We start from the raw sequence: 15,130 nt of genomic DNA on the forward strand, positions 1-15,130 counted from the left end.
GGGCCGGGCAATCGTTCCTTCTTCTTCACTTCTTCCCGGTCGCGAGCTTCCCGAAGGTCAGCCCGGTACCCGCCAGATCGGCCCTGATTCCTTCACGCTCCACGCTGATCTCGCGCAGCCGCAGGTCGCCGGGCGTCTTGGGCAGCCGGAAGGACAGCGAGAGCTGCTCGGACAGTTCCGGCGGCCGCAGGCTCAGCAGGGCGGCGACCAGCTTGGGGTCGATTCCGACCTTCTTCAGCAGCCAGGGGTGCTCGATGATCACGTCGACGAGGTTGAGCTTCATCAGCTGCTGGACGAAGCGCGGCGAGCCGGTGAGCTTGTTCAGCTCCTTCTCGCTCTGCAGCGCCCGGTCCACCCACTTCCTCGGTACGCCGAGCCGGTCCACCACCGCGGGAACCGCCAGCAGCGCCTTGATGCGCGCGCTCTCGCGGCTGATCCGCTCGGCGGCCTCGGGGTGCAGCCGGAGGCCCGAGTGCGCCCGGTCCTTGCCCGGCCGGTAGGTGACGAGCCCGGGGATGTCGAGCCGCATGTGGTCGACGGTGGTGGACACGGCCTGGTCGCCGTCGCGGCGTACGTGCGCCCGGGCCCGTACGCGGACTTCGTTGCCGGCGACGGGGACGGAGCCCACCACCCGTATGTTGCTTGCGCCGTCTCTCGTGAACTTGGCCTGCGAGGCGCCCAGTTCGCGGTTGAGGTCGTCGAAGGACAGCAGAACGTCGCCGTCCACGCTGCCGATGACGGCGCCCTTGATCGAGGAAGGCAGGCTGCCGACGATACGTACGTCCTTGGCGGTGGCCCGTACTTCGGCGAGGGAGACGCGGTCGGCGGCGACGTCGGGGACGCTGACGTCGACCTCGTCGAGGCGCTGGTCGAGGACCTGGGTGAGGAACGGGAAGCCGTGGATGTCGACCTCGGGCGCGGCCGCGAGCCCCAGTGACTTCTGGAGGTTTTCCTCGGCCTTGTCCTGCGCGTACATCACGGCGTAGCGGTCGGCGATCAGCAGGAAGGAGAGGCAGACCAGGCCGGTGACGACCAGTTTGAATACCACCGGGACGGCGGCGAGACGGCTTTTGCCACGGTGGTTGGGCGGGGCCCAGTCGTCGGCACCGTCATCGTCGTCGTCGGGCGCGAGACCGAGACCGAGCGGGTCGTCGCGGTCGTAGTCCGGCTCCGGTGTCGCGAGTTGTGCCAGTTCGTCGTAGGGATTAGGAGGATGTGAGGCTATGCGTGTGGGGGGTCGCATCAGCTCATCCCACCATGTGAACCGCCCTCGAACGCAAGCTCGACGACGGGAAGGTCCATATTTGGCCACGTTTATTGCGGGGAACGCGGCCGAGGTCTTTGCGTATTCTTTCCCGCCATGAACAGCGCATGGTTCGAACGACCCACCCTGACCGGCCAATACGTACGCCTTGAGCCACTGACCGCCGATCATTCCGAGGGTCTCTTCGAGGCACTCAAGGACCCCGGGGTCTGGACCTGGCTCTCGCACAAGCAGCCCGCGGACGTCGGCGGAATGCGGGCGATCGTCGAGCGCCTGCTGGTCAAGCAGGAGGAGGGCGACAGTGTCGCGCTCGCGCAGATCGACGTCGCGACCGGTGAAGTGGCCGGATCCACCTCGTACTACGAGATAGAGCCCGCCGACCGCGGCATCGCGATCGGCTCCACCTGGCTCGGCAGCCGCTTCCACCGCACCGGCATCAACACCGAGGCGAAACTTCTCCTGCTGGGCCGTGCCTTCGACGACCTCGGCGCGGTCCGGGTCACCTGGCACACCGACCACCGCAACGAACGGTCGCAGCGTGCCATCGAACGCCTCGGCGCACAGCGCGAGGGCGTACTGCGCCGCCATCGGACCAGGCCGGACGGGACGATGCGCGACACCGTCGTCTACTCGATGGTCTCCGACGAGTGGCCGACCGCACGCGAGGCGCTGACAGCACGCCTCCGGGAAGGCTCCCGGCCGTCCGCCTGACGGAGTGAGCGGCATGTCGAGCGGGCGCGGATTGATCGACTGGTGGCATGCACGCACCGGGCTTACGGTCAAATGGTGGGCAGAACCGCCCACTGCCTCTGTCGTGAGGGCCATGCGCCATGTCGACCTCCCAACCGACACCAGGACAAGCCACAACCGACAAGGGTCCGGGCAGCAGGAACGGCCTGGCCCTGCTGGTCATCGCCTCGTGCCAGCTGATGGTGGTTCTCGACATCACCATCGTGAACATCGCCCTGCCGCACATCCAGAGCGCCCTCGACTTCTCCACCACGAGCCTTTCGTGGGTGGTCAATGCCTACACGCTCACCTTCGGCGGGCTGCTGCTGCTCGGCGGGCGTGCCGGTGACATCCTCGGCCGCCGCCGGGTCTTCATTTTCGGCGTTCTGCTGTTCGTCCTTGCCTCCCTGCTCGGAGGCCTCGCGCAGAACTCCGGCCAACTCCTGGCCGCCCGCGCCCTCCAGGGCGTCGGTGGTGCCATCGCCTCTCCGACGGCACTCGCGCTGATCGCCACCACGTTCACCGAAGGCCCGGCCCGCAACCGGGCATTCGGCGTCTTCGCCGCCGTATCCGCGGGCGGTGGAGCCATCGGGCTGCTGGCCGGCGGTGTGCTCGTCGAATGGCTCGACTGGCGCTGGGTGCTGTTCGTCAACGTACCGATCGGGCTGCTCATCGCCGTCGCCACACCCCGCGTCATCAAGGAGTCCGAGCGCCATCCCGGCCACTTCGACTTCACCGGCGCCCTGACCTCCACGGTCGGCATGGTGTGTCTGGTCTACGGCTTCATCCGGGCCGCACAGGACGGCTGGAGCGACGCTCTCACTCTGGTTTCGTTCGCCGCCGCGGTGGTACTCCTCGCCCTGTTCATCCTGGTGGAACGGCGCTCCAGGCAGCCGATCACTCCGTTGCACATGTTCGCCGACCGTAACCGGGCGGGCACGTACGGAATCATGCTGAGCCTCGCCGCCGCGATCTTCGGCATGTTCTTCTTCCTCACGCTGTTCGTCCAGAACGTCCTGGACTTCAGCCCGCTCAAGACCGGACTGGCCTTCCTGCCGGTCAGCGCGGTCATCGCGGTGGGCGCGGGAATGGCCTCCCAGCTCCTGCCGAAGTACGGCCCGAAGCCCTTCATGGTGACCGGCTCGATCCTGGCAGCGATCGGCCTGTCCTGGCTGACCCTGACGGACATCGACTCGACCTACCTGGGCAGCATCCTGGGCCCGATTCTCATCTTCAGCCTCGGCATGGGCTTCAACTTCGTGTCGCTGACGCTGATGGCCGTCTCCAACGTGCCCACACACGAGTCGGGCGCGGCCTCGGGCATGCTCAACGTCACCCAGCAGGTGGGCGGCTCGCTCGGCCTGTCCATCCTGGTCACGATGTACGGCACGGCCAGCCGCAACGAGGCCGACACCCAGATACCGCGCTTCCTGTCCGCGGCGAGCCCCGCGGAACGCGCGAAGTTCGAGCAGACGGGCCAGCTCCCACCACCATGGGCCGACGAGGTCCTCACCTCCGGAGTCTCCGCGGCGTTCATCGTCGCCGCGGTGTTCACGGTGGTGGCCGCGATCGTCGCAATAATCGCCATCCAGGTACGCCCGTCCGACCTGGAACGCCTCCAGGGCGGCGGAATGGGCCCCGGGCCCTGAACCGGCCGGGCGCGCGCGTACGGGCGTAGCCGCGGCGCGCGAATCGCGGCCGTCACGAATTCGAGCGCCCCGGGTGCGCTCACCTGTGCGTAGCGTGGCCTCCCGCGGACCCCATGAGGCCGCCCGCCGACCGCTGTTGGGTGGCGGTGACGCGGCGCTGCTGCATCGACGTCACCTGCTGTACGACCACGACGGCCAGCACCGCCGACGCCAAAGTCAGGGCGCCTTCGAAGAAGCTCAGCAGGGCGAGCAGGCGGGCCTCGTCGAGGTCCTTGGCCTCGTCCCAGGTCTGCCAGGCCTTGGAGACGTACAGCAGACCGATGCTCCCGGCGAACGACAGCCACCATGCGTGCAGTGCGGCGCGTGAGGGCGTCGGCCGCTCGGGCCGGGTGGCGTAGGGCGCGGGGGCGGGCGGCGATGCGCTGGCGGTCCAGACGTCGTTGATGACCTGCTTGGGCACCCACAGGTGAGCCACTGGCACGAACCAGGCGGCCAGTGCCCATCCGCGCCCGAGCCTGTGCGCCTGTGCGTCGAATAGTTCGGCGTTGATCCGTACGCGACGGAACCAGATGAGCCACAGCACGACGGTCGCGAGCATGATCACGGACCAGATCCCCAGGATCGCCTCCGGGGTGCCCTTCCAGGTCAACTGGAGCGCATGCAGCAGGTCGGAAGGATTCGATCCGGTCAGATCCGCCGAGCTTTGTACGTCGTTCAGTTCACCGACGAGCTTCGCCTCGTAGTTGAGGTCGATGACGGACACGAGCATTCCTGCGCCCAGAAGGATGACCAGCGCATTGGACAGGCCCTTGGGCGTTTTCAGCACCGGCCCGCCGGCCGCCGGGCGCGGCAGCGGTGTCGCGGGACCGAACCCCGGCGTCGGCACCGGTCCGTGCATGCCGGGAGCCCGGTGGGGCTGGAACGGGAACGCGGGCCCGAACTGGCCTGTCGGGGCGGCCGGTACATGACCGCCGGGCACCACCGTCGGCGGCTGCTCCGTCATGTCGGCGTCCAGCAGCCGTGCCGCGTCCCGCCCCAGGTGCGCGGTCAGCCCGGCAGGCAGCCACGCACCCGCGTCCTGTTCCTGCACGTACGGCTCGGTGAGCTCCCGCAGTTGCGCGACCGTCGGCCGGTCCTCTGCGTTCTTGGCGAGACAGGCGGTAATCAGACGGAGGATGGGGCCCTCGGGGATCGCCGAGAGGTCCGGATCCTCGTGGGCTATACGGAAGAGCAGCGCGTGGATGCCGCTCTCGACCCCGCCGAACGGCACCCGTCCGGTCATGGCGTACGCGAGGACCGAGCCGAGGCAGAACACATCGCTCGCCGTGCCGACCCGCTCGCCCCGCACCTGCTCGGGTGACATGAAGCCGGGAGAGCCGATCACCGCACCGGTACGGGTGGCCGGGGCCTCAGCGACCGGTTCCAGGGCGCGGGCGATTCCGAAGTCGATGACGCGCGGACCGTCGAGGGTGATCAGCACATTGGAGGGCTTGAGGTCACGATGGACGAGTCCCGCGCGGTGGATGTCCGCGAGAGCCCCGAGCAGTCCGTTGGCCAGGACGAGCGCGGACCGTTCGGACAGCGGCCCGAAGGTGTCGTCGGACACGACGTCCTGGAGCGACGGCCCGGCGATGTAGCCGGTCGCCACCCATGGCGTGGCGGCGTTCGTGTCGGCGTCGAGCACGGGGGCGGTCCACTGGCCGCCCACGCACCGGGCGGCCTCCACTTCCTGCTGGAAGCGCCGCCGGAACTCCGCCTGGCCGGCGAGCTCTCTGTGCACCAGTTTCACCGCGACGGTACGGCCGCCGGCGGACCTGGCCAGATAGACCTGTCCCATGCCTCCGGCACCGAGTCTGCGCAGCAGCCGGTACGCACCGATCGCCCGTGGATCGCCCGGATTCAGGTACTCCATGTGCGGTTGGTCCTCCCCCTGCTGCGATTCGCTCGCGACGCCAGCCAGAAGGATAAGTGCGTTCGCGGACCGGGATGCCCACGGGTTACTTCGCGCGCAGGGCCGTCGACCGGATCGTCCGCCGGAGCGGGCGTCGGGTCCGGTTGCGGATGCGGGTGGCCTTGTCCGAGGCCGGGGGTAACGGCGGCACCACGACCGGTGGGGCCGCCGAGACCTCCGCGCGGCCCTCAACCCGCCATCCGTCCAGCCGGCTCAGGTGTTTTGGGGGACTTCAGACTGCTCCCACTCGCATGTCAGCAACGTCACTGACGTCCCGGCCGAACAAGGACCGGGCACTCTCCAGCGCGGCGCTGTCCGTGTGGACCTGCCCTGGCGCGCTGCCGTGGCCGAGCACGGCGCCGCCCCACCGCATGCCGAGGAACTCGGCGCAGTTGCGGAGCGTGCCGAGCATCGGATCGGCCTTCGCCGGGTCTCCCGAGGAGAGCGCGGTGACCGCCCACAGCGTCTTGCCCGCCATCCGCTCCTTGAACTCGACACCGGGGACACGCATCCAACCCGACCAGTAGTCCATGTAGAGCTTGGCGCTCGCGGACAGGCTGTACCAGTAGAGCGGGGAGGCGATCACCAGGTCGGTGGCGGCCAGCGTGGCGTCGAGCAGGACACGCGCGTTGCCCGCCGGCTCGGGATATTGGCCGGTGCCCACATGCCTGAGATCCTCGAACGGGGGCAACGGCAGTTCGCTCAACCGCACCCAGGACCGCTGCACGCCTTCGGGCAGCCCTGCCGCCGCGGTACGGGCGAGTGTCTCGGTGTTCCCTTTCGGCCGGGCGCCGCCCAGCACGAAGAGGAACTTGCGGTCAGTTGTGTGGTGCGGTGCGGTCATGTTGTGACGCCTCCTGCTATCGGTTCGGTTGTCAGTTACTGCGGCTCAGGGAACCCTCGGCAGCGGGCTCGGGCTCGGGCGCGGGCTCGGGCTCGGGGGACTGTGCGAGCTTCGCCGCGTCAGGCTTGGTTGAGGAAGCGGCCGCATCGCCGCCGCCCGGCCGACGGCGGGTCAGCGCGATACCGGTGAGCACCAGAGCCACACCCGCCAGGGTCACCGCTGTGACCGGCTCACCGAGTGTCAGCACTCCGAGAGTGACCGCCACGATCGGCAGGAGGTACGCGACGGTCGACGCGAGGGTGGCGCCGTCGTCCTCGATCAGCCGGTAGTTCAGGAGCACGGCGTACCCGGTTCCCAGCGCACCGAGGACGACCAGGGCGATCACGGAGTCAGCACGCAGGTGTACCGGTGTCAGCCCGGCGAACGGAGTCGTCACGGCCGCGATGGCGGTCGCGGCGAGCAGTTGTGCCGCTACCAGCGCAACCGGCGGGATGCCACGGCCGGCCAGCGTGCGGTCGATGTAGGTGTACCCGAGGGCGTAACTCAGCGCTGCGGCCAGGCAGGCCAGCACGCCCACCATGGCGGGGCCGGATGCCCCGCTCTTCCAGGGCTCGAAGATCAACAGGGCGCCGGTGAACCCGACGACGAGGCCGACGAGCAGTGCCGGAGTCAGCCGGGCGCGTTGCCGGCCTGCGAAGAGCCCGACCAGCAGTGCCCACAACGGGGTTGTGGCATTGAGGGCGCCGGCCAGTCCGGAGTCGACCGTCTGCTCGCCGACGGCGAACAGCAAGAACGGCACCACGTTGGCGAGTAGTGCGGCGATGCTCAAGTGAACCCAGACCATGGCGCCGCGCGGCAACCGCAGCTTCGCGAATCGCACCGCCGCCAGAAGCACCAGTGCGCCGAGGGCCAGTCGGACGAGCAGGATCTGGGTAGGCGTGAATCCGCGGAGCGCGATCTTGATCCAGAGATAACTGGACCCCCAGACCAGGGCAAGGAGTGCCAATCGAACGAGAGCACCTTGGCGCATGACGTGTATCCCTCCAACTGGAGTGCTGTGGCCTTGCAGACTTGACGTATGCCTGGAAATGTAGGTAGGGGCCCAAGGAGTGGCTATATCCAATCGGGGTCCAGTGGCTTCAGGGGGAACAAATGGGTCGTAACGTAGGTGCGCCGCAGTTGGCCGGAATGCTCGGCAGTGTGCGGACCGACCGGCCCGGATACCTGGAACTCGCCGACGCGGTACGGCAGTTGATTGACGACGGCCGACTGGGTGACGGCCTGCGGCTGCCCGCCGAGCGGGAGCTCGCGAGCGCGATCGGTGTCAGTCGGACCATGGTGACCGCGGCGTACCGGGAGCTGCGCGCCGGGCAGTACCTCACCAGCCGCCGGGGGGCCGGCAGCTTCACCTCGCTCGCCGGAAGCAGGAAACTGGCTGCCCGCGGTTTGTGGTCCGCGGGGCACTCAGAAGTGATCGATCTCGCCTGCGCCGCCCTGCCCGCACCGCCCGAACTGCTTGACGCGACGCGTGTGGCCAGTACCGATCTGCCGCTCTACACCCAGCACTCGGGATACCTGCCGCTGGGGCTGCCGGTGCTGCGTGAACGCATCGCCGAGAAGTACACGGCGCGCGGGGTGGCCACCATGCCGGATCAGATCATCGTTACCGCCGGCAGCCTCCACTCGCTGCATCTGATCCTGAAGCTTCTGGCCGGGCCGGGCGAGAAGGTCCTCGTCGAGTCGCCGACGTATCCCAACGCGCTCGCGCTGCTGGACCGGGCCGGCGCCCGGCTGGTCACCTGCGGTCTGGGACCGGCCGGTTGGGACAGTGCGCAATTCGTCGACATGCTGGCCCAAGTGCAACCGCGCCTGGCGTACCTGATCCCCGACTTCCACAATCCGACGGGTCATCTGATGCCGGCCGAGCTGCGCGAACGGCTCGCCGCGGTGTCGCGGGCCACCCGTACGGACCTTGTTGTGGACGAGACCCTCGTCGATCTCGACCTGGACGGCGGCCTTGTGCCGCCGCCGTTCGCGAGCTTCGACCGGAACGGGCAGGTGCTGTCGATCGGCAGCATGAGCAAGGCTTTCTGGGGCGGTCTGCGCGTGGGATGGATTCGCACGTCCGCGCAGCTCGTGCAGCAGCTGGCGGCCGTCGCTGTCGATCTCGGGGTCAGCTGCTCCATCCTCGACCAGCTCATCGCGGGGCGGCTGCTCGAATCCGGCGCCGGTATTGTCGCGAACCGGCGTGCCGAGTTGGCAGTGCAGCGGGACACCCTCGTCGCGGCGCTGCACGAGCAGTTGCCCGAGTGGCGGTTCCACATTCCTTCCGGCGGAATCTCCGTATGGGCGGAACTCGACGCTCCGGTCAGCAGCCACCTCGTGAAAGCCTGCGCGGAGGTCGGGGTCCGGCTCGCCGGAGGTCCCCGCTTCGGCGCCGCGGGGACTCTCGAACGGTTCCTCCGGCTGCCGTTCACCCTGCGGGGACCGGAACTGGAGGAGGCGGTGCGCCGCATCGCCGGAGTGCGGGCGGGCATAGACGACCGGTCCCGGTCGTACCTCACAGAACCTGCCGTATTCGCCTAGCCGTGGCGAAGCTCTGTGCGGCGCGCAGGAAGGCGTTGTTCTCCTCGGGCGACCCCACCGTGACGCGTACTCCGTCACTCGCGAAGGCACGCACCATGACGCCGTGGTCCGCGCAATGCCCGCTGAACTCGGCGGACCGCTCGCCCAGTGGCAGCCAGAGGAAGTTGGCCTGTGACGGGGGCAGTTGGTGTCCGGTGGCCAGCAGCGCGGCATGGACGCGTTCCCGCTCCCGTACCACCACCTCGCACCGTTGCCGTACCTCGTCGCCGTGGGCCAGGGCGGCGAGCGCGGCGGCCTGCGCGAGTCTGCTCACCGCGAAGGGGACCCCGACCTTCGCCGCGGCGGCGGTGACCGGCGGAGCGGCCACGCAGTAGCCGATCCGGACGCCTGCCAGCCCGTATGCCTTGGAGAAGGTCCGCAGGACCGCGATGTTCTCGTGCTCCAGCGCGAGCGGGATGCCGTCCGGCACGTCCGGGTCCGTCACGAACTCGCCGTACGCCTCGTCCAGGATGACCAGTACGTCGGAGGGCACCTTGTCCAGGAATCTGAGCAGGGCGTCCGAACCCACCGCGGTGCCGGTGGGGTTGTTGGGGTTGCAGACGAAGACGACCCGGGTAGCCGGCGTGATCGCTGCGAGCATCGCGTCCAGATCGTGCCGGTGCTCCGCGTCCAGGGGGACGGCCCGTACCGCAACGCCGGCGACGCTGGCGAAGACCGGGTACGCCTCGAAGGACCGCCAGGCGCACACCACTTCGTCGCCGGGGGCGCAGAACGCCTGGATGAGCTGCTGGCACAGGCTCACCGAGCCGCAGCCGACGGTGATCCACGGCTCCGGCACGCCGAGCCGCTCCGCGAGCCGGGACACCAGTGCGTCCGAGAACCACATGGGGTACCGGTGGCCTTCGGCCGCCGCCCGGGTGATGGCTTCCACGACGGACGGTGGAGGCGGCAGCGGTGCTTCGTTGGAGTTCAGCAGGATCGCCCCGGGCACCTGGCTCGGGATGATGTAGTCGGGCAGCTCGGCCAGGTCGGCCCGGACGGGGACGGGCATGGTATTCCTTCCACAAGGCGCCTGCGAAAGCGCCGGTTGTTGATCGGACGAGGTTGATCAGACGAGTCGGAACACGTCGTCCTTGAGCGCCACGATCCGCCGGTAATCGGCCATCAGATCCTGGTGGTTGCTGCCCGTCAGGTAGACCCGCAGCGGGCTGGACAGCAGATCGGTGGTGGGGCGCAGCCGATCCCCGGGTGCCACCCGGGGCACAGCCAGATGCACGGTGTTCAGCGCCCCGATCTCAGCGAGCACCCGTTCGTCGATCGCTGCCACCACGCCGCTCAGGCTGGTCTGCCCGTGGTAGACGATGCCCTCGTGGCGCTTGCGGTACATGGTCTTTCCGGTGAACCGGCGGGCGTACTCCTCGGGACGGACGCACGCCAGAGCCAGCAGATCCGCCTGGTTCCCGTCCGTACACGCGTCATGGAAGCCGGGCTCCAGGTTGCCGTTCAGCCGGGCGCCGATCTCCACCAGCGCGGGCCCTTCCGGGGTCATGATGATTTCCGCGTGGGCCGCGCCGAACCGGATCTCCAGGGCTTCGAGCACCGTGTCCAGATAGGCGACGAGCTCGGCCACCGGCTCATTGTCCGGCGTCAGCAGGACGTCCTTGTCATAGATGCGCCGGGAGCCGGTCTCGGTCTTCTCGTACTCCCAGACTCCGCACACATGCCGTCCGCCGCCGGGGCCACGCACGATGTCCACGATGTATTCGGTGCCCTGGAGGAAGGACTGGACGAGCACCTCGGTGTTGCGGCGCTCGAAGATGTCGTACGAGCCGAGGACCGAAACGGCGGCGGCCCGGACCTCCTGCGCGTTGCGGCAGATGAAGACGCCGTCGGCGGAGGCGGAGCTCAGTGGCTTGACGACCACTGGGTAGGCGGACTCCCGCTGCGCCCACTCCACGATCTCCGCCGGATCCGCGGACTTGAGCTGACGCGCGCAGTGGATCCCGGCGGACCGCAGGGCCTCGATCATCTCGTACTTGTCGCGCCGTGAGAGGGAGAGCGCCGAGCCGTTCCCCGGCAGCCCCAGGTACTCGGCGAACAGGTCCGCCGGCATCACACCGGTCTCCTGCCCCGGCAGTATGCATACAGGGGCGTACTCGGCGAGCTGCTTGGCGGTCCCTTCCAGGCCGTCGTGGACGACATTGGCGAGGTACGGGCGCAGGTCGGGCGGCGGGACGGTGGACAGGAACTCCGGCGTGCTCTGCAGATGTACGACATCCGCCCCGAGCCGTTGGAACGCGGCGGGCAGGAACTTGCCGACCGAATAACCGTCGACCACTACGCCCACCGGCGCGGGGTGAGGTGTCACGGGTGTCTCGGGTGTCATCATGGGCCGTCCTCCTGTCACGCGGCTGCCGAGGCAGCGATGCTGACGCGGTGCACCGTCCGGGAGATGCCCGGGGGCAGATCGGTCGCCATGTGGTACGTCGTCGATGTCTTCCACACCAGCAGGTCGCGCGGGGTCCAGCGGTGCGTGTACACGTGGGCGGGGTCCTGGAGCAACGTTTCGACCAGGTCGAAGAAGGCCTCGTTGTCGTTGGCGTCGAGACCGGCCACCGAGTCCATGTACTCCCGGGCCGCGTAGAGGTAGGGACGGCCGGTGAACGCGTCGCGCCGCACCACCGGGTGTTCCACCGCGGGGTGCTGCTGGGCGACCAGCGCCCGCATCTCCGCTATCGACAGCCCGACGTGCTCCTCGGCGATGCGCTGCTGCTTGCTCAGCGTGTGCAGTCCGATGCGGCCTTCGAGCTTGGCCTGCCACGTCTCCGGCAGCCGGTCGTACACGTCGCAGGCACTCGCGAAGAGGGTGTGGCCGTAGTCCTGCGGCACGTTGACGCCGTGCAGCATCGTGTACTCGGACGGACGCTCGCTGAAGGACGAGTCCTGGTGCCAGAAGTTGCCGACCCGCGGAACGCCCAGCGGCTTGTTGTTCTTCCACTCGTTCGAGGACACGAGGATCTCGTCGAACGACGGGTGACGCCAGTCCTTCAGCACGAAGGGCACCGGGCTGCCGATCCGCGAGGCCAGTTCGATCTGCTGCTCCGGCGTCATGTTCACGTTGCGGACGACGACCAGGTCCCGCTGGTGCAGCGCGTCGACGACGGCGTCGAAGACCTCGGGACGGCGCACGTCGTCAAAGGTGACCCCGGTGAACTCGACACCGATGTACGGGGTCAGTTGGCGCATTTCCATGCTTCCTCCTTGTGCCAGGTGTACGGACTTCTGCGGGCAACGATCAGCAGCAGCCACGCCACACAGACCGCCGCTCCGCCCACGGCCCAGGGCGCGCCGGGATGCCCGGGCCCGGAGAGCAGCAGGGCGAGCTGGGGTGCCAGAATGAAGGCGACATTGACGCCCGTGGAGTACAGGCTCATGTTCCGGTCGGCCGAGCCGCCGGACGGCGCGAGGCCGCTGACGTAATGCAGCAGCCCGGGGAACACGACTATCTCGCCGGCCGTCCACACCAGGGTGGAGAGCACAAGCGCCGGGCCGGATTCGGAGAGGCCCATCAACAGGAACCCCGCGCCCGCCAGCCCGTATCCGATGAGCAGCGTCGGCAGGTTCTCCATGCGCGCCATGACCACATTGAGGGGGACCTCGAAGAGAACGATGCCCGCGGCGTTGACGGTGAAGATGATGCCCGCCCAGTAACTGGGCAGCCCCAGGCCGACGATGACGTACGTACTGGCGAAGACCGAGGGAAGCGAGTACGCCAGCTGAACAGGCAGCGACAGGGCGAAGATCGTCCAGAACCGGGTGTGGTCACGCAGCGGGCGTACAGCGGGTACACCCCGCCGCGCCGCCCGCGCCCGCCGCGCCGGGGAGGAGCCGCCGTTCGTCCGGAGCGTCAGGTAGCCGGCCGCAGCCAGCACACAGACCGCGTTGGCCCAGAACACCGCGCGGGGGTTCACCGCGAAGATCAGCCCGCCGATCACCGGACCGACCGCCATGCCGAGGTTGATGGCCAGCCGGTAGCAGGAGAAGGCGACTTTGCGTTCCTCCGGCTCCGAGCCGGCGATGGTCGCCGAGTACGAGGCGGGGGTGACCACCTCGTACGCGAATCCCCAGACCACGATGGCCCCGATGATCCAGGGCAGTTCATGGAGCAGCGGGGTGACGGCCAGCACGGCGGCATTGAGCAGGAGACCGCCGAGCATGACCGTCCGCGAGCCGACCCGCCCCAGCAGTGCGCCGGCTGCCAGGTCCGCGGCAAGCGCGCCCACTCCGAAACTGGCGACAGCTGTGCCGGCCTGCGACGCGTCGAATCCGCCGGAGAGCAGCAGGTGCGCGGCGAGGAACGGGTACGCCATCGTTCCCGTGCGGAAGATGAGCGTGGTGAAGAAGAGAGTCCGCAGTCCGTCGTTGAGTCCGGCCACGATCCGGTAGGTCTTGACGATCACGGGGTGCCCTGGACCGCTTCCGCCGGGGCGAACATGGCTCCGGGGTTGAAGAGGTTCCCCGGGTCCAGGGCCGCCTTGAGCTGCCGGTGCACCCGCATCGAGACCGGGCCGAGCTCACGCTCCAGCCATTCCTGCTTGAGCTTGCCGATGCCGTGTTCGCCGGTGACCGTGCCCCCGAGGGAGAGGCCCAGGGCGAGAATCGCGTCGAACGCCTCACCGGCCCGGCGGAACTCGTCCGGCGAGTCGCGGTCGTACAGCACGGTGGGGTGCATATTGCCGTCGCCCGCGTGGCCGACGACCGCCACGGTCAGCCCGGCCGAGGCGCCGATCTTCTCGCAGCCGGCGATGAGTTCGGCGATCCGGGTGCGCGGTACGGCCACGTCCTCGGTCATACAGGCCCCTTGTGCCTCCAGGGCGGTGAGCGACACCCGGCGGGCACGCAGCAGCAGGTCGCCCTCGGCGGGATCACGGGTGACGTGAACGAGGGTCGCCCCGGCGTCCCGGCAGAGCCGCTCCATCGCCGCCAGCTCCCGGTCCGCCGCCTCGCCGCCCGAGTCCGACTGGCAGAGCAGCAGGGCTTGTTGGCCGACGCCACCGAGGTCGGTGCCGAGGTACGCCGCGGACGCCCGGAGCGAGGTGGCGTCCATGATCTCCATGAGGGAGGGGACGATTCCCTCCCGTACGACACGGATGACGCAGTCGCCCGCGTTCTCCACCGAGTCGAACGAGGCGATCAGTGTGCCGGGCGCGGCAGGCAGCGGCTTGAGCGCGAGGGTCGCCTCGGTGATGACGCCCAGGGTTCCCTCGCTGCCCACGAAGAGCCGGGTGAGGTCGTATCCCGCGACGCCCTTGACGGTTCTGCGTCCTGTCCTGAGCAGCGAGCCGTCGGCGAGGACCGCCTCCAGGCCGAGAACCGCTTCCGTGGTCACGCCGTACTTTCCGCAGCACAGGCCGCCGGCGTTGGTGGCCAGGTTGCCGCCCAGGGTGCACCATTCGAGGCTCGAAGGGTCCGGTGGGTAGAAGAGGCCGTGTCGGGCCGCCGCCTTGCGCAGGTCCAGATTGATCACGCCGGGCTGGACGACCGCGAGCCGGTTGTCCGCGTCGATCTCCAGGATCCGGTTCATCCGGGTCATGACCAGCACGACGCAGCCGTCCACGGCGTTCGCCGCGCCGGTCAGTCCGCTGCCCGCGCCGCGCGGCACGATCGGGACGCCGGCCTCGGCGCAGGCACGTACGCACGCACTCACCTGCGCGGCGTCGGCGGGCAGGACCACCGCGAGCGGCCGCCCCCGCGGGACGAGCGGCATCATGTCGCCCGCGTAGCCTTCGGTCACACCGGGGTCGGTGAGCACCGCCGTCTCTCCCAGGGCGGCGCGCAGCGCGGCGAGCAGGCCGGCCGTCATCCTGTGCTCCCGCCCTGTGTCGCGCCGACCAGGATCGCCTGGGCGGGGCAGAGGTCGGCGGCCTCGTGGACGCTGTCCGCGAGGTCCGCGTCCGGGGTGTCGTCGAGCAGGAGGACAACGCCGTCGTCCTCGTTCTGGTCGAAGACCTCGGGGGCCGACGTGACGCAGTGTCCGGCGCCGACGCACTGTTCGGGTGCGAGGAAGACCTTCATGACAGGAAGCTCCTTACAGGGTTTCTCGGATT

Annotated in this window: 13 protein-coding genes; 3 read left to right on the forward strand and 10 right to left on the reverse strand. The window is 69.0% G+C overall.

From position 1 onward, the window contains the following. Positions 1-25 precede the first annotated feature (25 nt). Positions 26-1,243 (reverse strand): DUF2993 domain-containing protein, encoded by a 1,218-nt coding sequence (locus J7I98_RS22715; RefSeq protein ID WP_214923934.1) that lies wholly within the window; start codon positions 1,241-1,243, stop codon positions 26-28. Between the two features lie 117 nt (positions 1,244-1,360). Between J7I98_RS22715 and J7I98_RS22720 the strand changes: the two genes are divergently transcribed. Beyond that, entirely contained in the window at positions 1,361-1,975 is a 615-nt protein-coding gene (locus J7I98_RS22720) for a GNAT family N-acetyltransferase (protein WP_214923938.1), read from the forward strand. A 119-nt stretch (positions 1,976-2,094) separates the two neighbouring features. Beyond that, on the forward strand, positions 2,095-3,642 hold the full coding sequence (locus J7I98_RS22725) for an MFS transporter (RefSeq protein ID WP_214923941.1): 1,548 nt from the start codon (positions 2,095-2,097) through the stop codon (positions 3,640-3,642). A 79-nt stretch (positions 3,643-3,721) separates the two neighbouring features. Here the strand turns inward: J7I98_RS22725 and J7I98_RS22730 are convergent, their stop codons facing one another. The 3 genes from J7I98_RS22730 to J7I98_RS22740 all read right to left on the reverse strand — a co-directional run bounded on the left by J7I98_RS22730 (position 3,722) and on the right by J7I98_RS22740 (position 7,443). Next, entirely contained in the window at positions 3,722-5,554 is a 1,833-nt protein-coding gene (locus J7I98_RS22730; RefSeq protein ID WP_214923944.1) for a DUF4328 domain-containing protein, read from the reverse strand. Between the two features lie 271 nt (positions 5,555-5,825). Further along, positions 5,826-6,437, reverse strand: a complete 612-nt coding sequence (locus J7I98_RS22735; protein ID WP_214923948.1) for a flavodoxin family protein — start codon at positions 6,435-6,437, stop codon at positions 5,826-5,828. 31 nt (positions 6,438-6,468) lie between these two features. After that, positions 6,469-7,443 (reverse strand): DMT family transporter, encoded by a 975-nt coding sequence (locus tag J7I98_RS22740; RefSeq protein WP_251021024.1) that lies wholly within the window; start codon positions 7,441-7,443, stop codon positions 6,469-6,471. 146 nt (positions 7,444-7,589) lie between these two features. Here J7I98_RS22740 and J7I98_RS22745 point away from each other — a divergent pair, with 146 nt between their 5' ends. Next, complete coding sequence (locus J7I98_RS22745; protein ID WP_214923955.1) at positions 7,590-9,023, forward strand: PLP-dependent aminotransferase family protein; 1,434 nt, start codon at positions 7,590-7,592, stop codon at positions 9,021-9,023. On the opposite strand, the gene hisC is transcribed toward J7I98_RS22745, so the two are convergent. From hisC to J7I98_RS22775, 6 genes are read right to left on the reverse strand one after another with little or no spacing between them, the layout of a single operon-like run. Further along, positions 8,998-10,074, reverse strand: coding sequence for a histidinol-phosphate transaminase (gene hisC, locus J7I98_RS22750; RefSeq protein WP_214923958.1), 1,077 nt, complete (start codon positions 10,072-10,074; stop codon positions 8,998-9,000). The genes J7I98_RS22745 and hisC overlap by 26 nt on opposite strands. 57 nt (positions 10,075-10,131) lie before the next feature. Then, on the reverse strand, positions 10,132-11,412 hold the full coding sequence (locus J7I98_RS22755) for an ATP-grasp domain-containing protein (protein WP_251021025.1): 1,281 nt from the start codon (positions 11,410-11,412) through the stop codon (positions 10,132-10,134). A gap of 14 nt (positions 11,413-11,426) precedes the next feature. Then, positions 11,427-12,275, reverse strand: a complete 849-nt coding sequence (locus J7I98_RS22760; protein WP_214923960.1) for a TauD/TfdA family dioxygenase — start codon at positions 12,273-12,275, stop codon at positions 11,427-11,429. After that, the gene (locus J7I98_RS22765) at positions 12,257-13,483 is read right to left on the reverse strand and encodes an MFS transporter (protein ID WP_214923963.1); all 1,227 of its coding nucleotides are present in this window, start codon (positions 13,481-13,483) and stop codon (positions 12,257-12,259) included. The genes J7I98_RS22760 and J7I98_RS22765 overlap by 19 nt, the downstream gene beginning before the upstream one ends. Then, on the reverse strand, positions 13,480-14,886 hold the full coding sequence (locus J7I98_RS22770) for an FAD-binding oxidoreductase (protein WP_214923984.1): 1,407 nt from the start codon (positions 14,884-14,886) through the stop codon (positions 13,480-13,482). Before J7I98_RS22770 ends, J7I98_RS22765 begins: the two co-directional genes overlap by 4 nt. Then, on the reverse strand, positions 14,883-15,098 hold the full coding sequence (locus J7I98_RS22775; RefSeq protein ID WP_214923987.1) for a ferredoxin: 216 nt from the start codon (positions 15,096-15,098) through the stop codon (positions 14,883-14,885). Before J7I98_RS22775 ends, J7I98_RS22770 begins: the two co-directional genes overlap by 4 nt. Between the last annotated feature and the right edge of the window lie 32 nt (positions 15,099-15,130).

This window comes from Streptomyces sp. ISL-98 (assembly GCF_018614055.1).
Lineage (GTDB): Bacteria > Actinomycetota > Actinomycetes > Streptomycetales > Streptomycetaceae > Streptomyces > Streptomyces spiramyceticus.

Coding starts and splice junctions, on each gene's coding strand:
- J7I98_RS22715 (WP_214923934.1), bottom strand. CDS start 1,243: ATGCGACCCCCCACACGCATAGCCTCACATCCTCCTAATCCCTACGAC.
- J7I98_RS22720 (WP_214923938.1), top strand. CDS start 1,361: ATGAACAGCGCATGGTTCGAACGACCCACCCTGACCGGCCAATACGTA.
- J7I98_RS22725 (WP_214923941.1), top strand. CDS start 2,095: ATGTCGACCTCCCAACCGACACCAGGACAAGCCACAACCGACAAGGGT.
- J7I98_RS22730 (WP_214923944.1), bottom strand. CDS start 5,554: ATGGAGTACCTGAATCCGGGCGATCCACGGGCGATCGGTGCGTACCGG.
- J7I98_RS22735 (WP_214923948.1), bottom strand. CDS start 6,437: ATGACCGCACCGCACCACACAACTGACCGCAAGTTCCTCTTCGTGCTG.
- J7I98_RS22745 (WP_214923955.1), top strand. CDS start 7,590: ATGGGTCGTAACGTAGGTGCGCCGCAGTTGGCCGGAATGCTCGGCAGT.
- hisC (WP_214923958.1), bottom strand. CDS start 10,074: ATGCCCGTCCCCGTCCGGGCCGACCTGGCCGAGCTGCCCGACTACATC.
- J7I98_RS22755 (WP_251021025.1), bottom strand. CDS start 11,412: ATGATGACACCCGAGACACCCGTGACACCTCACCCCGCGCCGGTGGGC.
- J7I98_RS22760 (WP_214923960.1), bottom strand. CDS start 12,275: ATGGAAATGCGCCAACTGACCCCGTACATCGGTGTCGAGTTCACCGGG.
- J7I98_RS22770 (WP_214923984.1), bottom strand. CDS start 14,886: ATGACGGCCGGCCTGCTCGCCGCGCTGCGCGCCGCCCTGGGAGAGACG.
- J7I98_RS22775 (WP_214923987.1), bottom strand. CDS start 15,098: ATGAAGGTCTTCCTCGCACCCGAACAGTGCGTCGGCGCCGGACACTGC.